Source organism: Anaerosacchariphilus hominis, assembly GCF_014290175.1.
Taxonomy (GTDB): Bacteria; Bacillota; Clostridia; order Lachnospirales; family Lachnospiraceae; genus Laedolimicola; species Laedolimicola hominis.
Window position 1 is genome coordinate 452,238 of the sequence record NZ_JACOOR010000002.1, and the last position, 19,075, is coordinate 471,312.

Sequence of the window (19,075 nt, forward strand, 5' to 3'; positions counted from 1 at the left end):
GAAATGTGAAATGATTCAGGTAAATGCACTGGGCGATGCCTGCCCGATTCCTGTGGTAAAGACCAAGAAAGCCATCGAACAGCTGGGTGGCAGCGGTGTAGTAGAGACATTGGTGGACAATGAAATCGCGGTCCAGAACCTGACTAAGATGGCCAATCAGAAGGGCTACAAGGTCAGCTCCAGAAAGCTGGCGGAGAAACAGTATCAGGTCGTGATGGAGATAGGCGAGGACGTGAAAGAAGAACTGAAGACGGAGCCGAAAGCGCCGGAAACAGTGGAATCAGAGACCTGCATTCCGGATGCCAGAGCTAATACGGTTGTGGCGATTTCTTCCGCCACCATGGGCGAGGGCGATCCGGAGCTTGGAAAAATCCTGATCAAAGGCTTTATCTACGCTCTGACCCAGCTTGATACCCTGCCGAAGACGATACTATTTTACAATGGCGGCGCCTATCTGACCTGCGAGGAGTCCGCGTCTCTGGAGGATTTGAAGTCACTGGAGGCTCAGGGCGTACAGATCCTGACCTGCGGTACCTGTCTGAATCATTATGGCCTCACGGATAAGCTTCAGGTGGGCGAGGTGACGAACATGTACGTCATCGCCGAGACCATGGCAGGCGCGTCCAAGATCATCAAGCCATGATTTATTTTGACAATGCGGCCACGACCCTGCATAAGCCTGACTGCGTAAAAGGAGCGGTCTTACAGGCCCTGGATGCCATGGGCAATTCGGGCCGGGGCGTCCACGACGCTTCCCTGTACGCAGGCCGGACCATTTATCGGGCCCGGGAGGCGCTGGCGAAGCTTTTGGGTGTGGGCGCGCCGGAAAACGTGGTTTTTACGGCTAATGCTACAGAAAGTCTGAATCTGGCCATAAGCGGTCTGTTTCAGCCGGGGGATCATGTGATCACCACGGTCTGCGAGCATAATTCAGTGCTGAGACCGCTGTATCGGCTGCAGGGCGTGGAGCTGTCTTTTCTCCCGATAAAAAGAAGAACAGAAGTAGAAGCTGTAGGAACTGGCGCAGACAGAGTAAAAGATACCGGAATTCTGGCTTACAATGAGTTGGAATCTCTGCTCCGTCCGAACACAAAAGCCCTGATCATCACCCATGCCTCCAATCTGACAGGCAATATCACCGATCTGGAACGTGCGGCAGCCTTCGCAAAAAAGCACAGTCTTTTGCTTATCGTAGACGCTGCCCAGACGGCGGGCGCAGTCCCCATAGATATGGAACGTATGGGGATCGACGTCCTGTGCTTTACGGGCCACAAGGGACTTTACGGCCCCCAGGGAACCGGCGGTGTCTGCGTCCGTCCCGGTCTTTCGATCCGGCCCCTGAAGGTGGGCGGAAGCGGAATTCACAGCTTCGACCGGGAACACCCGTCGGAGATGCCGGCGGCGCTGGAGGCGGGCACCCTGAACGGCCATGGGATCGCAGGCCTGGGCGCGGCGGCCTGTTGGCTTCTGGAGACCGGCGTGGAGCAGATTCGCGCCCGGGAGCAGACGCTTCTTCGGCGGTTTGTGGACGGCGTGAAGGAGGTGGAGGGCGTAACCCTCTACGGAAATCCGGATCTGGACCGGCGGACGGGAATCCAGTCCCTGAATATCCGGGATTATGATTCTGCAAGGGTAGCGGACTGGCTCTATGAGGATTACGGGATCGCCGTCCGGGGAGGAGCCCACTGCGCGCCGCTTATGCATGAGGCGTTGGGAACCCGGGAGCAGGGTGCGGTCCGGTTCAGCTTTTCTTATTTCAATACGGAGGCAGAGGCAGACGAGGCGGCGGCAGCCGTCCGGGAGCTGGCGGAGGAGTAAGGCAATGCGGAAAAAAACAGAAGCGCTGGTGATCTCCTTCGGAACCACCACCGAGGCCATGAAAATGGAACGGCACTGTGAAAAGGAGGGGCTTCCCGGCAGATTGATCCCCATTCCCCGGGAGATTACCGCAGGCTGCGGTATGGCCTGGAAGGCGAAGCCCGGAGAGAAGGAGTTGCTGCAGCAGGCAATGCTGGAGGCGGCGATCCGGTGGGAGGGTATGTATACCCTGGAGCTATGAAAAACAGGTAAAAATTTATCTATCGCAAATGAGGAGAAACATGTATGAATGAAGCAGAAAACAAGAAAGCAGCCTATGATTTTTATGGCAAAATGCCTTTTCGAAAGGCATTTCCCCTGGGACTCCAGCACGTGCTGGCCATGTTCGTGGGAAATCTGACCCCGATTCTGATTATCACAGGAGCCTGCGGAATCGGATCCGGTACAGAATTTGCGGAGGTGCAGGTAGCGCTTCTGCAGAATGCCATGCTGGTGGCGGGAATTGTAACCCTGATTCAGCTGTACGCCATCGGTCCGGTGGGCGGAAAGGTGCCGATTATCATGGGTACCAGCTCCGGCTTTATCGGCGTATTCAACAGCGTGGCAGGCGTCATGGGCGGCGGTATCCTGGCGTACGGCGCGATTCTGGGAGCTTCCCTGATTGGCGGCCTTTTTGAGACGGTTCTGGGCTTTATGCTGAAGCCCCTGCACCGCTTCTTCCCGGCAGTTGTGACCGGTACCGTGGTGCTTTCCATCGGTCTGTCCCTGATTTCCGTAGGCGTGGGATCCTTCGGCGGCGGAAGCTCTGCGAAGGATTACGGCTCCATGGAAAACCTGCTTCTGGGAACCCTGGTGCTGGTGGTCATCATTGCGCTGAAGCATGGCACCAAGGGAATGACCAGTGTTTCTTCGATTCTGATTGGAATTATTGTAGGCTATATTGTAGCGGCGATCATGGCGCTGGTTCTGCCCACCACCGGAGTAACCGCAGAGGGCGTGGAGTATACCAAGGCCTGGGTTCTGAACTGGGATAAGGTAGCCCAGGCAAAATGGTTCGCGGTTCCGGCCCTGATGCCGGTGAAGCTGGTCTTTGACCCCAGAGCCATTGTTCCGGTGCTGATTATGTTCGTGGTAACCGCGGTGGAGACCGTAGGAGATATCTCCGGCGTCATTGAGGGCGGTATGGATCGGGAGGCGACCGATTCCGAGCTGTCCGGCGGCGTAGTCTGCGACGGCGTGGGATCCTCCCTGGCTTCCCTGTTCGGCGTGCTTCCGAATACCTCCTTCAGCCAGAATGTAGGTCTGGTTACCATGACCAAGGTGGTAAACCGGTTTGCCCTGGCGACCGGGGCCGTGTTCCTGATTCTCTGCGGCCTGTTCCCCAAGCTGTCCGCACTGATTTCCATTATGCCCCAGAGTGTTCTGGGCGGCGCGGCAGTTATGATGTTCTCCTCCATCGTAGTCAGCGGTATCGGCCTGATTACCAAGGAGAAAATGACCGTCCGCAACACAACGATTGTATCTGTAGCGCTGGGTCTGGGCTATGGTCTGGGTGCCAACAGCGGCGTGCTGGCGGGACTGCCCCAGAGCGTACAGCTCATCTTCGGCGGATCCGGTATCGTACCGGCTGCCCTGGTAGCGATTATCCTGAATATTGTTCTTCCAAAGGAGGAATAGCATGATAAAAATAAGAGAATTGGTAAAAGTGGAGAGTCTGGAGGAGGCCTGGGAGCTGAACCAGAAGCGCACCAACAAGATCCTGGGCGGTATGCTGTGGCTCCGCCTGGGAAACCGGAACGTGCAGAAGGCCATCGATCTGTCAGACCTGGGGCTTGATCAGATCGAGGAGACGGAGGAAGCATTTTCCATCGGCTGTATGGCGACCTTACGTCAGATCGAGCTGCATGAGGGACTGAACGCCCTGTGCGAGGGACTGCTGCATGACGCGGTCTGCGATATCGTGGGCACCCAGTTCCGGAACCTGGCTACGGTAGGCGGCAGTATCTTCGGACGTTTCGGCTTTTCCGATGTGATGACGGCGTTTCTGGCTCTGGATTCCTATGTGGAGCTCTATAAGGGTGGCATTGTGCCAATGTCAGAATTTGTAAAAATGAAACGTGACAATGACATTCTGGTGCGGGTCATCGTAAAGAAATGTCCGGGTCATTTTGCGTATCTGTCCCACCGGAACACACGGACCGATTTTCCGGTGCTGACCGTGGCCGTATCCGACTGCGGCGGCGTAAAGAAGGCTGTGATCGGCGCAAGACCGGGTATCGCGAAGCTGTATGAGATCGAGCATATGGACGGGGAGACGGCAAAGCGTCTGGCAGAGGAAACCCCATTCCAGAGCAATATGCGCGCTTCCGACACCTTCCGCCGTCATCTGGCGGGCGTGCTGCTTGGGCGTGCCTTCGCAGAGATTCAGGGAAAGGAGTGAGGCTGACATGATCGTAACGATGATCTTAAACGGAAAAAAGATAACAGATGAGATTGCCGCGGATATGACACTCTTTGATTTTGTCCGGAAGCATGGCTGCTACAGTGTAAAATGCGGCTGTGAGACTACCAACTGCGGACTCTGTACCGTATTTCTGGACGATACCCCGGTGCTTTCCTGCGCCATGCTCGCGGCGCGGGCAGAGGGACGCCGGGTGGAGACCCTGGAGGGACTGCAGAAGGAAGCAGAGGAATTCGGCTCCTTTATCGCCGATCAGGGCGCGGAGCAGTGCGGCTTCTGCAATCCGGGCATGATTATGAACGCCATCGCCCTGTTCCGGGAGAACCCGGAGCCCACCGACGAGGAAATCAAGCAGTATCTGGCAGGCAACCTGTGCCGCTGCTCCGGCTATGAGGGACAGCTGCGTGGAATGCACGCCTTTATCGAGTATAAGAAGAACGGAGGTGCCGCATGCGGGAAGTAGGAAAACGGGAACGCAAGAAGGACGCCATAGCGCTGGTGACCGGACAGCCAGTCTATGTAGATGACCTCGCCCCGAAGGAATGTCTGGTGGTAAAGCTTCTTCGCAGCCCCCACGCCAATGCCATCGTGGAGGACGTAAACTATGCGGCGGCCCTGAAGATTCCGGGTATCGAGGCAGTGTATACCTGGAAGGACGTGCCGAAGAACCGGTTTGCCACAGCGGGACAGACCTATCCGGAGTGGAGCCCCTACGACCATCTGATTCTCGATCAGCATGTGCGCTTCGTGGGCGATCCGGTAGCGATTGTAGCAGGAGAGAATGAAGCATGTGTGGACAAGGCCCTGCGGGTGATCCGGGTGAAATATCAGGTGCTTCCGGCGCTGCTGGATTATCATGAGGCCATCGACAATGAAATCCTGGTGCATCCGGAGGACAACTGGGAATCCCGATTCCCGGTGGGAGCCGACAACAGGCGGAATCTCTGCGCCCATATGGAGGACGGCGACGGAGATGTGGAGGCGGTCCTTGAGGACTGTGAGGTAAAGCTTACCCGCACCTACCATGTCCCGGCGGTCAACCAGGCCATGATGGAGACCTTCCGGACCTATTGCTATATCGACACCTACGGAAGACTGGTGGTCGTAAGCTCGACCCAGATCGTATTCCATGTAAGACGAATTGTATCCACGGCCCTCGGGATTCCCAGGGCAAAGGTGCGGGCCATGAAGCCCCGGATTGGCGGCGGCTTCGGCGCCAAGCAGACGGTGGTGACGGAGATTTATCCGGCCTTTGTTACCTGGATGACAAAGAAGCCGTCCAAACTCATCTATACCAGAAAAGAAAGCCAGATTGCCGGATCTCCCCGCCATGAGATGGACGTCCGGGTCAGCATCGGCGCAGACCGGGACGGAACGATCCGGGCCATCGACCTTTACAACCTGTCCAATACAGGCGCTTACGGCGACCACGGCCCCACTACGGCGGGACTGACGGGACACAAGGCGATTCCCCTGTATACAGCCAACCTGGAGGCCTTCCGTCATGTATTTGACGTAGTCTACACGAATCAGCTTGCCACAGGCGCGTACCGGGGGTATGGAGCCACCCAGGGAATCTTTGCCCTGGAATCCATCGTAAATGAGCTGGCGACCGTTCTTCACATGGATCCGGTGGAGCTCCGCCTGAAAAATGTGGTGCGGGAAAAGATGCTTATGCCGGCTTATTTCGGCGAGGTGGCAGAGAGCTGCCGTCTGGACGAGTGTCTGGTCCGGGCCTGCGAAATGATTGGCTGGAAGGAAAAATACCCTGCCCGGGATATGGGAAATGGCAAGGTACGCGCCGTAGGCGTGGGCATGGCCATGCAGGGCTCCTGTATCTCCAACGTGGACGTGGGATCCGCGACAATCATGCTCAACGAGGACGGCACCTATAAGCTGGCCATCGCGGCGGCGGATATGGGAACCGGCTGTGATACCATTCTGGCCCAGATGGCGGCGGAATGTCTGCATGTGACCACCGACGAGATCTTCGTCTCCGGCGCGGACACAGACAGCTCCCCCTATGATTCCGGATCCTACGCCTCCAGTACCACCTATATTACCGGCCAGGCCGTGGTCAAGGCGGCCACAGAGCTGGAAAAACGGATCTGCCAGGTAGCGGCAGGCATGCTGGAATGCGACCCGGAGGACGTGGAGTTCGACGGCAGAAAAGCCACCGATGTGAAAACCGGAAAATCCGTTACCAGCGAGGAGATCGGCTACAAGGCTCAGGTCTGCAACAAAATCGCGTTACAGGTGACAGAAAGCCACAGCTCCCCGGTATCGCCGCCTCCCTATATGGCAGGCGCGGTGGAAATCGAGCTGGATAAGGAGACGGGCCATGTGGAGATCCTGGACTATGCGGCAGTGGTAGACTGCGGTACGGTTGTGAACCCGAACCTGGCGACCGTTCAGGTGGAGGGAGGCTTAGGTCAGGGAATCGGTATGACTCTCTACGAGAATATTCAGTACACGGAAAAGGGTAAGCTTCGCAACAGCTCCCTGATGCAGTACAAGATCCCGACCCGCCAGGATATGGGACATTTCCGGGTGGAATTTAAGCCGAGCTTCGAGCCCACCGGCCCCTTCGGCGTGAAATCCATCGGTGAGATCGTGATCAACACTCCGGCTCCGGCCCTGGCCCATGCCATCTATAACGCGACGGGCGTATGGCACCGGAACCTGCCGATTACCAGTGAGAAGATTGCGCTGGGGACAGACTGATTCGGATAAGACATGTTAAAAGAATGGATAGACGGAAAATGGGTGGAGCGGGAGTCACTGCTGGCTGCCCTGGGGCTGGTTGAAAGCAGCTTTGCTTCCGGCAGGAAGCCGGAAAAAAACTGCGTCGTTTCCATCGTGGGCGCGGGCGGAAAAACCACCTGCCTGCGCCGCTTACAGGTGGAGTGTAAAAAACTGGGAATCTCAGCGGCCGCAGGCACCACCACCCATATCCAATATGAAAAGAATACCGGATTTCTGGACCGTCCGGATCTGCAGGCGGCCCGGGAGATGTTAAAGAATACAGGCACTCTCTGGATGGGAGAGCCTGTTTCCGACTGGAAATGTAAAGCGCTGCCGGATCCGTTTTACAGGGAGCTTCTGGCGGAGGGGATCTGGCTTCTTCTGGAGGCAGACGGAGCCAGAGAGAAGCCGGTCAAAGCGCCCAGGGAGGGCGAACCGGTAATTTTGTCGGAGACCGGTCTTGTGCTCTGCGTGTATGGACTGGACGGAGTGGGGCAGCCTATCAAAGAGGTCTGCTGCCGTGTGGAAGAGGTCTGCGCCATTCTCGGAAAAGAAGAGAAGGAGGTCCTGACGGCGGCAGATTTGGCGAAGCTGGCGGCTAGCCCGGCAGGAGGAAGAAAGGGCGTAAGACCCGGTATGGACTACGCGGTGCTGTTTAACAAGGCGGATACCCGGGAGCGGGAGGCAGCGGCGCTGGAAGCCGCGAAAGCGCTTGCGGGTCCGGAAACGAGGATTCTCATGGCGGCGGATCTGATGCCGCCCTGGAACCTTCTGAGAGCAGGAGAGAAAAGATGAAGATCGTAATCAAGGGAGCCGGGGATCTGGCCACCGGCGTGGCCTGGGAGCTTTTCCGGGAGGGCCACCGGATTATCATGACAGAAATCGCCGTACCGCTGACGGTACGCCGCCAGGTAGCTTATTCCCGGGCGGTCTATGAGGGACGGGCGGAAGTAGAGGGCGTGACCGGCGTGCTGGCCGGATCGGCGGAGGAAGCCATAGCCCTCTCGGAACAGGGCGTCATCAGCGTGCTGGTGGATCCGGAAGCCCGGGTGCGAAAGATCTGGCAGCCGGAGGTGGTCATCGACGCCATCATGGCGAAGAAAAATATCGGAACAGCGCTTACGGACGCGCCGCTGGTGTTGGCCCTGGGGCCAGGCTTCCGGGCAAGGACAGACTGCCACGCGGTCATTGAGACCATGCGCGGCGAAAATCTGGGACGCCCGATCTATAAGGGCAGCGCCATTCCCAATACGGGTGTACCGGGCATGGTGGGAGGCTACGCCATGGAGCGCCTGATTAAGGCTCCCGGGGACGGCCGGATGGAGCCGGTGGCAGCCATCGGAGACATCGTAGAGAAGGGCAGCGTCCTGGCCTATACAGGCGGGGAGCCGGTGTACGCGCAGATTGACGGCGTTATCCGGGGCATGCTGCAGGCAGGCGTGCCGGTAAAGAAGGGCATGAAAATCGGGGACGTGGATCCGAGAAAGGACGAAAGCCTGGTTCACCTCATTTCCGATAAATCCCATAAGATAGGACGGGGCTGCGCAGAGGCCATCCGGACGCTGGTAGGGCGGCAGTACGGTATCGTGGCGCTGGCAGCGGGGCTGTCCAGCCGGTACGGCGGAAATAAGCTTCTGGAGGAGCAGGTGGACGGGCGCCCTCTGTACGAAGTAACTTTGGATAAGCTGGGCGCTTTTTCAGACTGTACCCGTGTAATTGTGACCCGGTTTCCGGAAATAGCTGGGGCGGCCGGGGAGCGCGGCGTAAGGGCTGTGATAAATCAGGAGCCGGAGCGGGGGATCAGCCATTCCCTGCAGCTTGGACTTACGGAATGTCTTCGGCAGAATCCGGATCTGCGGGGCGTATTGTGTATGGTCTGCGACCAGCCCTATCTGGAACCGGCGACCATGGAAAGACTTCTGGAGGAGGGCTTTTCTTATCCCGGGGCTATCGTCTGCGCCGGACACGGGGAGCGGCGGGGTAATCCGGTTCTCTGGGATCGAAGCTATTTCCCGGAGCTTCTGGAGCTGACCGGCGATACCGGAGGCCGTCAGGTGATAAAGCGGTATCCGGAAAGGGTGCGCCTGGTGGAATGTGGGGAAAAGGAACTCGCAGATGTGGATATCCGCGCGTAAAGAAAGAAGGATTGTGGAAAACTTGCGTCATTTATATAGCATCTTACAGGAACAAAAGGATAAAAAGGAAAAACGGATTCTGACCGTCTTAAAGGGACCCCATGCTGGGGAAAAAGCCTTTTTTGCCGGAGACGGGCTTCTCTGGGAGAAAACCGGACAGGGCTTTTTCACAGAACACCGGGAGGAGGCCGGGGCAATCCGGGCCGAAGGACAGCAGGAGCTGGCAGGGGAGACGGTATTCTGCGACTGTCTGGGAGAAGCGAAGAAGCTGGTGATCTGCGGCGCGGGCCATGTGGGCGTGGCGCTGCTTCGTATGGCTCTCCTGCTGGGCTTTGATGTGACGGTTCTGGAGGACCGCCCGTACTTTGCGGACGGAGCCAGACGGGCCGGAGCGAAGCGGGTGATCTGCGACAGCTTCGAACAGGGGCTGGACGCAGTGGACAGCGACGAGGATACGTATTTTGTCGTCATGACCCGGGGACACCGCTACGATCTCATTTGCCTGGAAAAGATTCTGGGGAAGAACTATGCCTATCTGGGTATGATGGGCAGCAGGGGCCGGTCGGCGCTTGTGAAAAAGAAGCTGCTGGAGCAGGGCTTTCCGGCAGGACAGGTGGAGGAACTTCACGCACCCATTGGACTGAGCATTCACGCGGAGACGCCGGAGGAAATCGCGGTCTCGATACTGGGAGAAATCATTTCCGTCAAAAACGGAGATAAGAAGAACAGCAGCTTCTCGGAGGAGCAGTTGGAGCTTCTCGGGGACGGGACGGACACACGGGCGAAGGTGCTGTGTACCATCGTAGCCCGCCGGGGCTCGGCGCCAAGAAGTGTCGGTACCAAAATGCTGGTGCTGGAGGACGGCACCGTATCCGGAACCATCGGCGGCGGCTGTGTGGAAGCGGGCGTGAAGGAAAAAGCCCGCTGGCTTATGCAGGATAAGGAAAAGCGGCAGGAGCTGATTCCTGTGAGCATGACAGCCTGCGACGCGGAGGAAGAGGGCATGGTCTGCGGCGGTGTCATAGAGGTGCTGCTGGAGAAATGCTGAAAGAATTTTAAAATGATACAAGCCGGATACATTCCTCACCTATACTGAGCTTCAAGAGGTGAGGAACATGCAGCGTGAGCATGTATATGAGAGACCGGGGCGTTCCGAATCCCGCCGTCGCCGCCGGCAGAGGCAGTTTTATCGGATTCTTGCAGCCATCTGGCTGATGGCCTTTGTGCTGGGATTGCTTTGCGGGAAGCTTGTATTTGAGAAAGAGACGGGTCTGCTGGCGAGAGCCGGAGCGGAACCGGCGGCAGAAGAATCCGAAAATGACAGGACGCAGACGGCTGAGTACGACAATGGGACAATCGATAACCCGGACGGGGAAGAAAGCGCCGGGGACTGGAAGCTGACCCTGGTCAACGCCACGCATCCCATGGCGGAGGGCTATCGTCCCCGGGTGTCGGAAATCGAGAATAATTACTATTTTGACAGCCGGGCGGTGGGAGAGCTGCAGCAGATGCTGGCAGACGGAAGGAAGCAGGGATTGGACTTCTGGATCTGCTCGGCCTACCGGACCATGGAGAAGCAGACGGACCTTTACAACAATAAGGTGAGCCGTCTGCAGGCCGAGGGCTTAAGCTATGAGGAAGCCTATCGTCAGGCGGGAACCGTTGTGGCCTACCCCGGAACCAGCGAGCATAACCTGGGACTGGCGGCAGATATTGTGGCAAAGGATTATCAGCTTCTGGACGATAAGCAGGCAGAGACGCCGGAGGCTAAATGGCTCGAGGAAAACTGCTGGCGCTACGGCTTTATCCTGCGCTATCCCACGGATAAGACCGGGGAAACAGGGATTATCTTCGAACCCTGGCATTACCGCTATGTGGGGAAAGAGGCCGCCAGGGAAATCATGGAGCAGGGAATCTGCCTGGAGGAGTATCTGGGCATGAAATAAGAGGGAGCAGAACACATGAACCGAATCAATTATCAGAAGGAACTGGATAAAGTTATCAATCGCCTGGAACAGCAGGGCCGGGTGCCCCGTCTTCTGCTCCACAGCTGCTGCGCGCCCTGCAGCAGCTACGTGCTGGAATACCTGTCCCGGTATTTTGAAATCACCGTCTTTTATTACAATCCGAACATCTATCCGCCGGAGGAATTCGGAATGCGTGTGGAGGAGCAGAAGCGCCTGATTGCCCAGCTTCCCGCAGAGCATCCCATCTCCTTCCTGGACGGGCCTTACGAGCCGGAGCGCTTCTATGAGATGGCCCGGGGACTGGAGCAGGTTCCCGAGGGAGGGGAGCGCTGCTTTAAGTGCTACCGTCTGCGTCTTACAGAAACTGCGGAGATGGCCCGCGCCGGAAAATACGATTACTTTACCACGACCCTGTCCATCAGCCCCTTAAAGAACGCGGAGAAGCTCAATGAGATCGGCGGTCAGCTGGCGAAAGACTATGGCGTGGACTATCTCTACAGCGATTTCAAAAAACGGAACGGTTACAAGCGCTCCACAGAGCTGTCCAGGGAATACGGTCTCTACCGGCAGGATTACTGCGGCTGTGTGTTCTCCATGCGGGAGCGCCGCACGCAGCAGAAGGCCGCCGTAAAAGAAATTTAAAACTATATGAAATGTGGAAAAAAACAGAATAGTTTTCAAAATATGAAAAAATATGAAAAAGAAGGTTGACAAATAGAGAAACATCCCGTATAATATGTTTTGTTGCTGCTTCAGTAAGAAGCAAACACAAATGCGATAGTGGCGTAGTTGGTAACGCGCGACCTTGCCAAGGTCGAGACCGCGGGTTCGAGCCCCGTCTATCGCTCGTCTGGAAAAGGAATTCTGAGAGATCAGAGTTCCTTTTTTATATAATAGGAAATTCCGATAGAATTCCCTATTATATAAAAGCAAGCAGAGCTTGCAAAGATGCGCACTCGGCGCAGTGGTAGATGGTTGCCAAGGCAACCGCGCCTCGGCGCGAGAATGTGCCAACGGCACATTCTTTTTTCCTCGTGTTTCTGATTCCCAAATAGAAATGCTTCCGTTGAAACCGGGGCACTCCAGGAAAATTCTGCCCCGTTTTGCTCCGGACCTCGGGCGGGATGTTGACATCAGTTCCGGTTTTCTGTAAAATGAAAAGACAATGATAGTCGGGAATAAAATTTGACTGAATAAAGGGATTGTATATGAGAAAGAAAGAGAACAGGGAGTACGCCCGGGATCGTAGAGAAGAGCGGAAGGACGAAAAAAGAGAAAAGATATTGAACACCGCCTTCCGGGTCTTTGTGGAGAGAAAGATCGAGGCGGTGAGCATGGGAGAGATCGCCGAAGCGGCAGGGATCGGCAGGGCCACTCTGTTCCGGTATTATCCCAATAAGCTGGAGCTGGTGATTGCGGTCTGTACCAAGATATGGAAGGATTATTTAGACCGGCTGGATCAGAGCAGACCCATCAGCAGCATAGGGGAGATCCCGGCGGTGGGACGACTGATTTTCACTTTGGACAGTTATATTGAGTTGTATCAGAATCATAAGGAGCTGCTTTGCTATAATGATAACTTCAACCATTATGTGAGCCATGTGAGCTGTGAGGAGGCTCAGCTGGAGAAATTCCACAAGGCTCTGTATTCTGTGGACACCAGACTGCACATGATGTATGAGAAAGCCAAACAGGACGGATCTTTCCGGACGGATATCCCGGAGGAAGAGTTCATGCGCTCCACGGTGCATGCCATGATGACCGTCTGCGCCTACTATGCGGGCGGATTTATCTGGGGCTCCGAGGCGAATCGGGACTACACGCCGGAGCTGCTGCGGATGAAGGAAATGATCCTGGATTATGTGAAAACTGAAAATGGGAGCGAAAAAAGAGAAAAGTCATAAAGGAGAGAATAACATGAAAGCTGCGTATCTGAAAGCGAAAAATCAATTTGAAATCCGTCAGGTGGAGGTACGGGAGCCGGAGGCCGGAGAAGTGCTTGTGGGGGTAAAGGCCTGCGGATTCTGTGGACACGACAAGATTCTGGCGGGCTATGCCGGAGAAGAATGGCAGCCCTTTGGGCATGAATTTGCCGGCGTGGTAGAAAAAGTCGGACATGGCGTAAAAAATGTAAAAGTAGGAGACCGGGTGGTAGTGGAAACTTCCATCTTTGATCCCATTTCTGATTACGCGCGGAACGGACGCCCGGAACTGGATACCAAGGGTCCCAACTATATGACCATGGAGCATACGGGAATGGGCTTCGCGGAGAAAACCATTGTTCCGGCGATTCTCTGCGTGCCTTTTACGGATTTGGAGGATCGGGAGGCCTGCTTCCTGGAGCCCATGGGCGTGGCGGCAGACCTGATTCTGACTGCGGATATCCATCTGGGACAGGACGTATTGCTGATGGGCTGCGGAGCCATCGGCCTGATGGCCCTGCAGATGGCGAAGGCATCCGGCGCAAGAAATATCTATGTGGCAGAGCATAAGGCAAATCAGAAAAAGATAGAGCTGGCAAAACAATTCGGAGCCACCGATGTAATTCTCACCGATGAGATGGAGTTGACGGATTATCCGTTCCCCCGGGGAAGTGTAGACCGGGTGCTGGTTACCACACCGCCCGTCACCATAGCCGAAGCGGTAAAGGTGGCAAACGTGGGAGGTATTGTGGCGTTCCTGGGCATCAGCTACGGCCCAGGCGCCATGGTGACCTTTGATTCCAATATTGTACATTTGAACAAGCTGCAGATCCGGGGCTCCAACGCGATTCCGGCTCTCTACTTCCCCCATTGCCTGGATTTGGTGAAGGCGGGAATCGTAGATGTAAAACCGCTCATTACCCATACCTTCCCGCTGGAAAAGGCGCCGGAGGGTATCATGGAATTTCTGACGGATAAAGCGCATGCGGTGAAAGCGGTTATGCTGAACGAATAAGAAAGTTGTTGAAAAAATAATACGGGCAGATTTCCATATTCTATCTGAATTTTGGAAATCTGCCCCTATTGATTTGGAAAATGGAAATTATTTACTATACAAACAAGCCATCATTGCATGCGACCATGTCCTTGTGAAGGAGATCCTCCACTTCCTGGAACAGCTCTCTCTGGTGCATGCCTGCGCCCAGAATCAGCTTCTCCTTGGGAATCACGATGGCGTAGGCGTCCATGCCGTCCTTTGCCTCGGCTGTGGAGATGGCCTCGCCGGTGGCTGCGTCCAGAGTGCAGATGAGATCCGGGAAAGTAGCGACCCGCTGGCCGTTCTGCTCTGCCAGCATGTACTCATTCCAGAAGGTGAAACTTACGCTGCCCTCTTCGCCGGTCACATCCAGATGGCCGATGTCATAGCCGCCGTCCATCTTCAGATCGTAGTTTGCGATTTTACCCTTAGCCAGAATCTTTGCGTCGTAGTTTTTCTCCAGGAAAGCTACGAACTCCGTGCCGTTCTTGCACTGGCTGAAGGCCTTTCCGATATCCAGAGCCTGGGAAATGGCGCCCACAGCCGCGTTCTTTGCCAGATACTCGGCGGTCACCGGGTTACGCAGCACGCCTACCATACCGCCGTCAGCCACCGCACTCTGGCGGATCACATGGGAGGTGGAGTTCAGGGCTCCCTTTGCTACGGTTTCCACGTAGCGGGCGCCCACGCCGCCGCAGCTGGACTGGGTGGTCTGGTAATCAGGCAGCAGATTCAGTCCGATGCTTCCCATGGTTCCGGTGGGATGAGCGCGGCCGTTACTGGGTGCGTCCACCAGGGGAATGCCGGTGAGAGCGGAGATGACCCAGCCGTTGGCAGTGGAAATGGCTCCGTTTTCGCAGGAGGTAAAGCCTGCGATCTTCTTGCCGTAGTTCAGTTCAAAGTTTTTCAGAGCAGTCATCCAGTGCTCTGCGGTCAGGTGTACGTCCTTTGCGGAGGGCGCGCCCAGGGTGGAGACATTCACTACCACATCGTCGGGCTTCAGTTCGCTGACGTCCAACATGGTAAGCTTATCGGTGTGCTTGAAGGTCTCTTCCAGAGCTTCTCTTCCGGCTGTAAGGGTACCGCCTCCGCCGCCTCCCAGAAGAAGGCCGCCCATCAGGGCCTGTTCACACAATTCTTTTGTCAGATAAATCATAGTTGTTCCCTTTCTGTGGATGTCGTTCTATTTGCGGATAGATTCGAAGAAGGCAAAGGTACCTTCCGCCAGTACCGGGTCGATGACCGGAAGTCCCACTTCCTGCTCCAGAAGCTTTGCGATGCCGATGGTGGTAAGACCGGTGCAGCCCAGGGCGATGACGTCCGCGCCCATATCCTTGATTTTCCGTGCGCAGGCTACGCAGTTCTTCCGGCCTTCGTCGGTCATCAGATCCAGCGTGCTGTTTACGCCCTCCGGTTTCTCCACAGCTACCAGACGGTCTTTGGGCAGTTTGCGGTAAGCTCTCGGCGCGTAGTCGGTAATACCCAGGAGACCGATTTTCTCACCGTATTTGCCTGCCAGGGCAACGGTGGTTTCGCCGCCGCCGGTTACGGACATATGAGGAAGAGCCTCGCGGATCTCTGCTACGCCCGGATCATCGGCGCAGCTCACAATAATCATATCCTTGTCCTGGAAGGTTTTTGCCAGCTCTACAATTTTCGGAACGGCAATCAGCTCCAGCTCATGGCTGTGGATGCCCTCCCACTGGTCCGGGATACAGCGGCTTTCTATCTGGATGCCCGGAAAATGGTCCATGATAATCTGGCCGTGCATATCTACGAAATGCGGATCGTCAGAGGTCAGCACACGGATCAGGCCGACCTGAAATGGTTTCTTTTCCATACGAATCACCTCATTGTCTTTCTCAGATCTGGAATTCTCCATCTTTAATGACCAGTGTATCGTCCAGATACAGGGTCGGCTTCAGAATGATGCCGTCCATATGGCAGTCGGCCTTGTTGACGCCGCCAAAGGAAGTATTGGTACCGAAGGCCACATGCACAGTGCCGTACACCTTCTCATCCTCCAGGATAATGCCGTTCAGGATAGCAGCCTCATTGGTGCCGATACCCAGCTCCGCTACGGTGCTGTTGTTCTCATTGGCCAGAAGGACATCTAACATCTCGCTCTTCTCGCCAGTGATGGACTGAAGCTTGCCGTCTTTGATCACGAACTTCAGGGGAGCGTCCAGCTTGCCGATGCCGACCATGGAGCCGTCCACGATCATTTCACCGTTGACGCCGTCCTCCAGGGGAGCAATGTAAGCCTCGCCGGAGGGCAGGTTGCCGCACTGGCCGGCTTCCCGGTATACGCCCGGGCTGGGCACGCCGTCACGGCCATCCAAGTTCAGGGTCAGGGTGCAGCCGTCCTTCTGGATGACAGCCTTCTTTGCTTTCGTGAGAAGTTCAGTTACCTTGCCGGTGAGCTTCAGGACCTCGTCGTAATCCGCAGTCATGGCGCCTGCGCCGAACATCTCCTCGGTGATGCCGGGCATGGTAGCCACGCGGGTGCCGGTCTTCTGAGCCTCGATCTTTGCGTTGGTGTGGGTCAGGGACTTGGCGGTGGGGCAGATCACCACGTCTGCGGCCTTCATGGCCTCCGCTACGGTACGGGGCGGCTCCTCGCCGGAGAGCTCGCGCTCCTTCATAACCATCAGCAGAGCCTCGCAGCCCAGCTCCTTGGCTCCCTCGTAGAGCGCGGTGCCGATGGTGAGGCGGCTGTCGTCGGTGATAATCAGTACATCCTCGGTGGGCTTTACAGCCAGGCAGGATACCATGACATTTTTTGCGATTTCTTTCAGTTCCATTTCAGATACTCCTTTGTGTAATTACCTATTATAAATGGTATGACATAGAAAATCATGTTTTAGACGTCGGTTACTTCGGAAATCACCCGGGCCAGCAGGGTACGGGGCAGAACCACGGTCTTGCCGGTCTTTTCGGCGAACATTTCCTTCATCTTCTGGGTGAAGCCGATGCAGTCCAGAACTACCAAGTCCACGTCGTCCATGTGGCTGATTTCCTCGGCTGCCTTTTCCAGATCCGACCACTCACCGTAGGGGGAAGCAGCCACACTGGTACACTCTTTCACATAGCCGCTCCATTTCTGGTTATTCTGCTCTAACTGGAGCGGAGACGGTGTGACAGCGGCAATATGGGAGGTGCGGGTCAGAAGAGGCACGACTTTATGCAGAATGTCACAGGGGAAGACCATGGGGACATGAGAGGTCAGACTTTCCGGAAAGCTTCCGGTACAGAATACCATGATAAGCTTCACGCCTGCGGCCTCCAGCGCATCGATGCCCTTCTGAAGATTGCCGAGAATGTACTTTTCGGCGAAGGTGACGGAAGAGCCGTCTGTAAGTCTGGATACCAGTACATAGTCGTCGCCCTCCGGTTTGAACTTCTCAATTTCTTCACGGGTCAGACCATCCAGGCCGCCCCGCTGCAGCAGCTCAATCTTGCCGCCGAAGATATCCATGATGTCACAGGTCACGTCCACTCTGGGGGCCTGTCCGATGGTGATTGCTCCGATTTTCATAAGATCATCCTTTCCAAATAAAATGTGATAAACGGTTCTGTAACAGGAGAACCCAGTGAAATTTTCTATTACATAAAAAAGAATGTGCCGTTGGCACATTCTCGCGCCGAGGCGCGGTTGCCTTGGCAACCATCTACCACTGCGCCGAGTGCGCATCTTTGCAAGCTTTGCTTGCTTTTCTGGAATAGGGAATTCTATCGGAATTTCCTATTCCAGAACAAAGGCAGCCGCAGAGTATGCGGCCGCCTCCTCGCGTGCAAAATAATCTATTCGTTTCCGAGAGTCTGAAGCTGATCCATTCTGCCGTACAGCTTCACCAGACGTTCGTATTCCTTTTCATCATAGAAGCTTGCCTCGCCGCGGCCGAAGGACTTGGCAACCTCCATCATGTAGCGTGCAGCCTCTTCCACGTCTGCAAAGTGACTGGAGCCTGTAGCACAGCCCGGAACCATGGTCTCGGTGGTGATAGCCACGCCTACGACCGGCGCCTTGGTAGCGGTGCAGGGCTGCAGAATGCTGTTCAGATGGTATACGTCATTGCCGTAAGGTGTGATATCCTGCATGCTCAGCGGGAATACATAGGGCAGCTGGCCGGTGGTACGCTGCATGATCTCCAGCAGATCCTCGGATACGCGAAGGATCCAGCCCTCTTTTACGGTGTTGGAGATAGCGAAGCCTCTGGTGTTGATGACACGGTTGCCCTTGGTGGTGTCTACGGTCAGGATAGCGTCCAGCTCGGGGCTGACCTCTTCCTTATTCACCTGAGACATCTCCACCGGGGAGCCCATGAAGGGAACCGGCTTATGGGGAGCGGTGGGAGCGTGGGGGCAGATCTGAGTGGAAACGAATACGTCGCCCTCCAGATAGTCACCCTTGGTCTGCATATCCAGAAGCTTGGCTGCCACAGCCAGAGCACAGAGAGCGCCGTCGCCGTCGGATACGAAGCCGATCATTTCAGGACGCGCGCCGATGCCGCCCAGACGTCCCAGAAGACCGATGGTGGGAGCGGAACCGCCCTTGGACTTACCGTTGGTACCCGGGATCCGGACCTTTACCATATCGGTGCTGCCCTTCGGGCCTTCCAGCGGATAAACCTCCACATTGGCCTCGGGATTTACGGACTGCAGATATTTTTTAACAGCCGCGCCGTCTACCGTACTGCTGTCAAGTACGTCAAATACTTCCATAACCTGTTTAATAAGCATGGTGTTTCCTCCTAAAGTAATTTATATTAAGATAAATCATACCTCATTTCCTATGGAAAAGCAACTGTTTTGGAAAGAAAGACAAATTTCCCGAAAATTTACGAAAAATTAAGAAAGTTTAAGAAATATTAACACTTTAACTTGACACAGCTGGAAAGTGAGAGTATGATAATAAATATCACGAGCTATGAACGGGCATAGGAACGGGATGCCTGTGTCATAGCTTTTGTATTAGAAAGGAAGCTGAT

The 19,075-nt window shown here is 55.6% G+C and carries 19 protein-coding genes and 1 tRNA gene; 15 read left to right on the forward strand and 5 right to left on the reverse strand.

Annotated features, from left to right (window positions below; genetic code table 11):
* Positions 1–10 precede the first annotated feature (10 nt).
* The 15 genes from yedF (at position 11) to H8S44_RS04685 (ending at position 14,063) form a co-directional block, all read left to right on the forward strand.
* On the forward strand, positions 11–643 hold the full coding sequence (gene yedF / locus H8S44_RS04615) for a sulfurtransferase-like selenium metabolism protein YedF (protein ID WP_186873071.1): 633 nt from the start codon (positions 11–13) through the stop codon (positions 641–643).
* Complete coding sequence (locus H8S44_RS04620) at positions 640–1,818, forward strand: aminotransferase class V-fold PLP-dependent enzyme (RefSeq protein ID WP_186873070.1); 1,179 nt, start codon at positions 640–642, stop codon at positions 1,816–1,818. The genes yedF and H8S44_RS04620 overlap by 4 nt, the downstream gene beginning before the upstream one ends.
* A gap of 4 nt (positions 1,819–1,822) precedes the next feature.
* Positions 1,823–2,059 carry a DUF3343 domain-containing protein gene (locus H8S44_RS04625; RefSeq protein ID WP_186873069.1) on the forward strand — a complete coding sequence of 79 codons (237 nt, stop codon included), beginning with the start codon at positions 1,823–1,825 and terminating at the stop codon, positions 2,057–2,059.
* Between the two features lie 44 nt (positions 2,060–2,103).
* On the forward strand, positions 2,104–3,495 hold the full coding sequence (locus H8S44_RS04630; protein ID WP_186873068.1) for a uracil-xanthine permease family protein: 1,392 nt from the start codon (positions 2,104–2,106) through the stop codon (positions 3,493–3,495).
* Position 3,496: 1 nt separating this feature from the next.
* Positions 3,497–4,258, forward strand: a complete 762-nt coding sequence (locus tag H8S44_RS04635; protein ID WP_186873067.1) for an FAD binding domain-containing protein — start codon at positions 3,497–3,499, stop codon at positions 4,256–4,258.
* Between the two features lie 7 nt (positions 4,259–4,265).
* A complete protein-coding gene (locus H8S44_RS04640) occupies positions 4,266–4,742 on the forward strand; it encodes a (2Fe-2S)-binding protein (protein ID WP_186873066.1) in 477 nt (158 codons plus the stop codon).
* Positions 4,730–7,003 (forward strand): xanthine dehydrogenase family protein molybdopterin-binding subunit, encoded by a 2,274-nt coding sequence (locus H8S44_RS04645; protein WP_186873065.1) that lies wholly within the window; start codon positions 4,730–4,732, stop codon positions 7,001–7,003. The genes H8S44_RS04640 and H8S44_RS04645 overlap by 13 nt, the downstream gene beginning before the upstream one ends.
* Positions 7,004–7,015: 12 nt before the next feature.
* A complete protein-coding gene (gene yqeC, locus H8S44_RS04650) occupies positions 7,016–7,819 on the forward strand; it encodes a selenium cofactor biosynthesis protein YqeC (RefSeq protein ID WP_186873064.1) in 804 nt (267 codons plus the stop codon).
* Positions 7,816–9,159, forward strand: a complete 1,344-nt coding sequence (gene yqeB / locus H8S44_RS04655; protein WP_186873063.1) for a selenium-dependent molybdenum cofactor biosynthesis protein YqeB — start codon at positions 7,816–7,818, stop codon at positions 9,157–9,159. Before yqeC ends, yqeB begins: the two co-directional genes overlap by 4 nt.
* 13 nt (positions 9,160–9,172) lie before the next feature.
* Positions 9,173–10,207 carry an XdhC family protein gene (locus tag H8S44_RS04660; RefSeq protein ID WP_408609365.1) on the forward strand — a complete coding sequence of 345 codons (1,035 nt, stop codon included), beginning with the start codon at positions 9,173–9,175 and terminating at the stop codon, positions 10,205–10,207.
* Between the two features lie 67 nt (positions 10,208–10,274).
* The gene (locus H8S44_RS04665; RefSeq protein WP_186873061.1) at positions 10,275–11,105 is read left to right on the forward strand and encodes a M15 family metallopeptidase; all 831 of its coding nucleotides are present in this window, start codon (positions 10,275–10,277) and stop codon (positions 11,103–11,105) included.
* Between the two features lie 15 nt (positions 11,106–11,120).
* Positions 11,121–11,768 (forward strand): epoxyqueuosine reductase QueH, encoded by a 648-nt coding sequence (locus H8S44_RS04670; protein WP_186873060.1) that lies wholly within the window; start codon positions 11,121–11,123, stop codon positions 11,766–11,768.
* A gap of 132 nt (positions 11,769–11,900) precedes the next feature.
* Positions 11,901–11,973 (forward strand) — tRNA-Gly (locus tag H8S44_RS04675).
* Between the two features lie 361 nt (positions 11,974–12,334).
* Complete coding sequence (locus H8S44_RS04680; RefSeq protein ID WP_186873059.1) at positions 12,335–13,030, forward strand: TetR/AcrR family transcriptional regulator; 696 nt, start codon at positions 12,335–12,337, stop codon at positions 13,028–13,030.
* 13 nt (positions 13,031–13,043) lie between these two features.
* A complete protein-coding gene (locus tag H8S44_RS04685; RefSeq protein WP_186873058.1) occupies positions 13,044–14,063 on the forward strand; it encodes a zinc-dependent alcohol dehydrogenase in 1,020 nt (339 codons plus the stop codon).
* 94 nt (positions 14,064–14,157) lie between these two features.
* Here the strand turns inward: H8S44_RS04685 and H8S44_RS04690 are convergent, their stop codons facing one another.
* From H8S44_RS04690 to H8S44_RS04710, 5 genes are all read right to left on the reverse strand, one after another.
* Positions 14,158–15,240: a DUF917 domain-containing protein gene (locus tag H8S44_RS04690; protein ID WP_186873057.1), complete on the reverse strand. Its 1,083-nt coding sequence runs from the start codon at positions 15,238–15,240 to the stop codon at positions 14,158–14,160.
* Between the two features lie 27 nt (positions 15,241–15,267).
* The gene (locus H8S44_RS04695) at positions 15,268–15,924 is read right to left on the reverse strand and encodes an aspartate/glutamate racemase family protein (RefSeq protein ID WP_186873056.1); all 657 of its coding nucleotides are present in this window, start codon (positions 15,922–15,924) and stop codon (positions 15,268–15,270) included.
* Between the two features lie 22 nt (positions 15,925–15,946).
* Positions 15,947–16,888: an aminopeptidase gene (locus H8S44_RS04700; RefSeq protein WP_158363348.1), complete on the reverse strand. Its 942-nt coding sequence runs from the start codon at positions 16,886–16,888 to the stop codon at positions 15,947–15,949.
* Positions 16,889–16,947: 59 nt separating this feature from the next.
* The gene (locus tag H8S44_RS04705) at positions 16,948–17,622 is read right to left on the reverse strand and encodes an AroM family protein (RefSeq protein WP_158363349.1); all 675 of its coding nucleotides are present in this window, start codon (positions 17,620–17,622) and stop codon (positions 16,948–16,950) included.
* Between the two features lie 266 nt (positions 17,623–17,888).
* The gene (locus H8S44_RS04710) at positions 17,889–18,827 is read right to left on the reverse strand and encodes a DUF1177 domain-containing protein (RefSeq protein WP_178039769.1); all 939 of its coding nucleotides are present in this window, start codon (positions 18,825–18,827) and stop codon (positions 17,889–17,891) included.
* Positions 18,828–19,075: the final 248 nt, after the last annotated feature.

Coding starts and splice junctions, on each gene's coding strand:
- yedF (WP_186873071.1), top strand. CDS start 11: ATGATTCAGGTAAATGCACTGGGCGATGCCTGCCCGATTCCTGTGGTA.
- H8S44_RS04620 (WP_186873070.1), top strand. CDS start 640: ATGATTTATTTTGACAATGCGGCCACGACCCTGCATAAGCCTGACTGC.
- H8S44_RS04625 (WP_186873069.1), top strand. CDS start 1,823: ATGCGGAAAAAAACAGAAGCGCTGGTGATCTCCTTCGGAACCACCACC.
- H8S44_RS04630 (WP_186873068.1), top strand. CDS start 2,104: ATGAATGAAGCAGAAAACAAGAAAGCAGCCTATGATTTTTATGGCAAA.
- H8S44_RS04635 (WP_186873067.1), top strand. CDS start 3,497: ATGATAAAAATAAGAGAATTGGTAAAAGTGGAGAGTCTGGAGGAGGCC.
- H8S44_RS04640 (WP_186873066.1), top strand. CDS start 4,266: ATGATCGTAACGATGATCTTAAACGGAAAAAAGATAACAGATGAGATT.
- H8S44_RS04645 (WP_186873065.1), top strand. CDS start 4,730: ATGCGGGAAGTAGGAAAACGGGAACGCAAGAAGGACGCCATAGCGCTG.
- yqeC (WP_186873064.1), top strand. CDS start 7,016: ATGTTAAAAGAATGGATAGACGGAAAATGGGTGGAGCGGGAGTCACTG.
- yqeB (WP_186873063.1), top strand. CDS start 7,816: ATGAAGATCGTAATCAAGGGAGCCGGGGATCTGGCCACCGGCGTGGCC.
- H8S44_RS04665 (WP_186873061.1), top strand. CDS start 10,275: ATGCAGCGTGAGCATGTATATGAGAGACCGGGGCGTTCCGAATCCCGC.
- H8S44_RS04670 (WP_186873060.1), top strand. CDS start 11,121: ATGAACCGAATCAATTATCAGAAGGAACTGGATAAAGTTATCAATCGC.
- H8S44_RS04680 (WP_186873059.1), top strand. CDS start 12,335: ATGAGAAAGAAAGAGAACAGGGAGTACGCCCGGGATCGTAGAGAAGAG.
- H8S44_RS04685 (WP_186873058.1), top strand. CDS start 13,044: ATGAAAGCTGCGTATCTGAAAGCGAAAAATCAATTTGAAATCCGTCAG.
- H8S44_RS04690 (WP_186873057.1), bottom strand. CDS start 15,240: ATGATTTATCTGACAAAAGAATTGTGTGAACAGGCCCTGATGGGCGGC.
- H8S44_RS04695 (WP_186873056.1), bottom strand. CDS start 15,924: ATGGAAAAGAAACCATTTCAGGTCGGCCTGATCCGTGTGCTGACCTCT.
- H8S44_RS04700 (WP_158363348.1), bottom strand. CDS start 16,888: ATGGAACTGAAAGAAATCGCAAAAAATGTCATGGTATCCTGCCTGGCT.
- H8S44_RS04705 (WP_158363349.1), bottom strand. CDS start 17,622: ATGAAAATCGGAGCAATCACCATCGGACAGGCCCCCAGAGTGGACGTG.
- H8S44_RS04710 (WP_178039769.1), bottom strand. CDS start 18,827: ATGCTTATTAAACAGGTTATGGAAGTATTTGACGTACTTGACAGCAGT.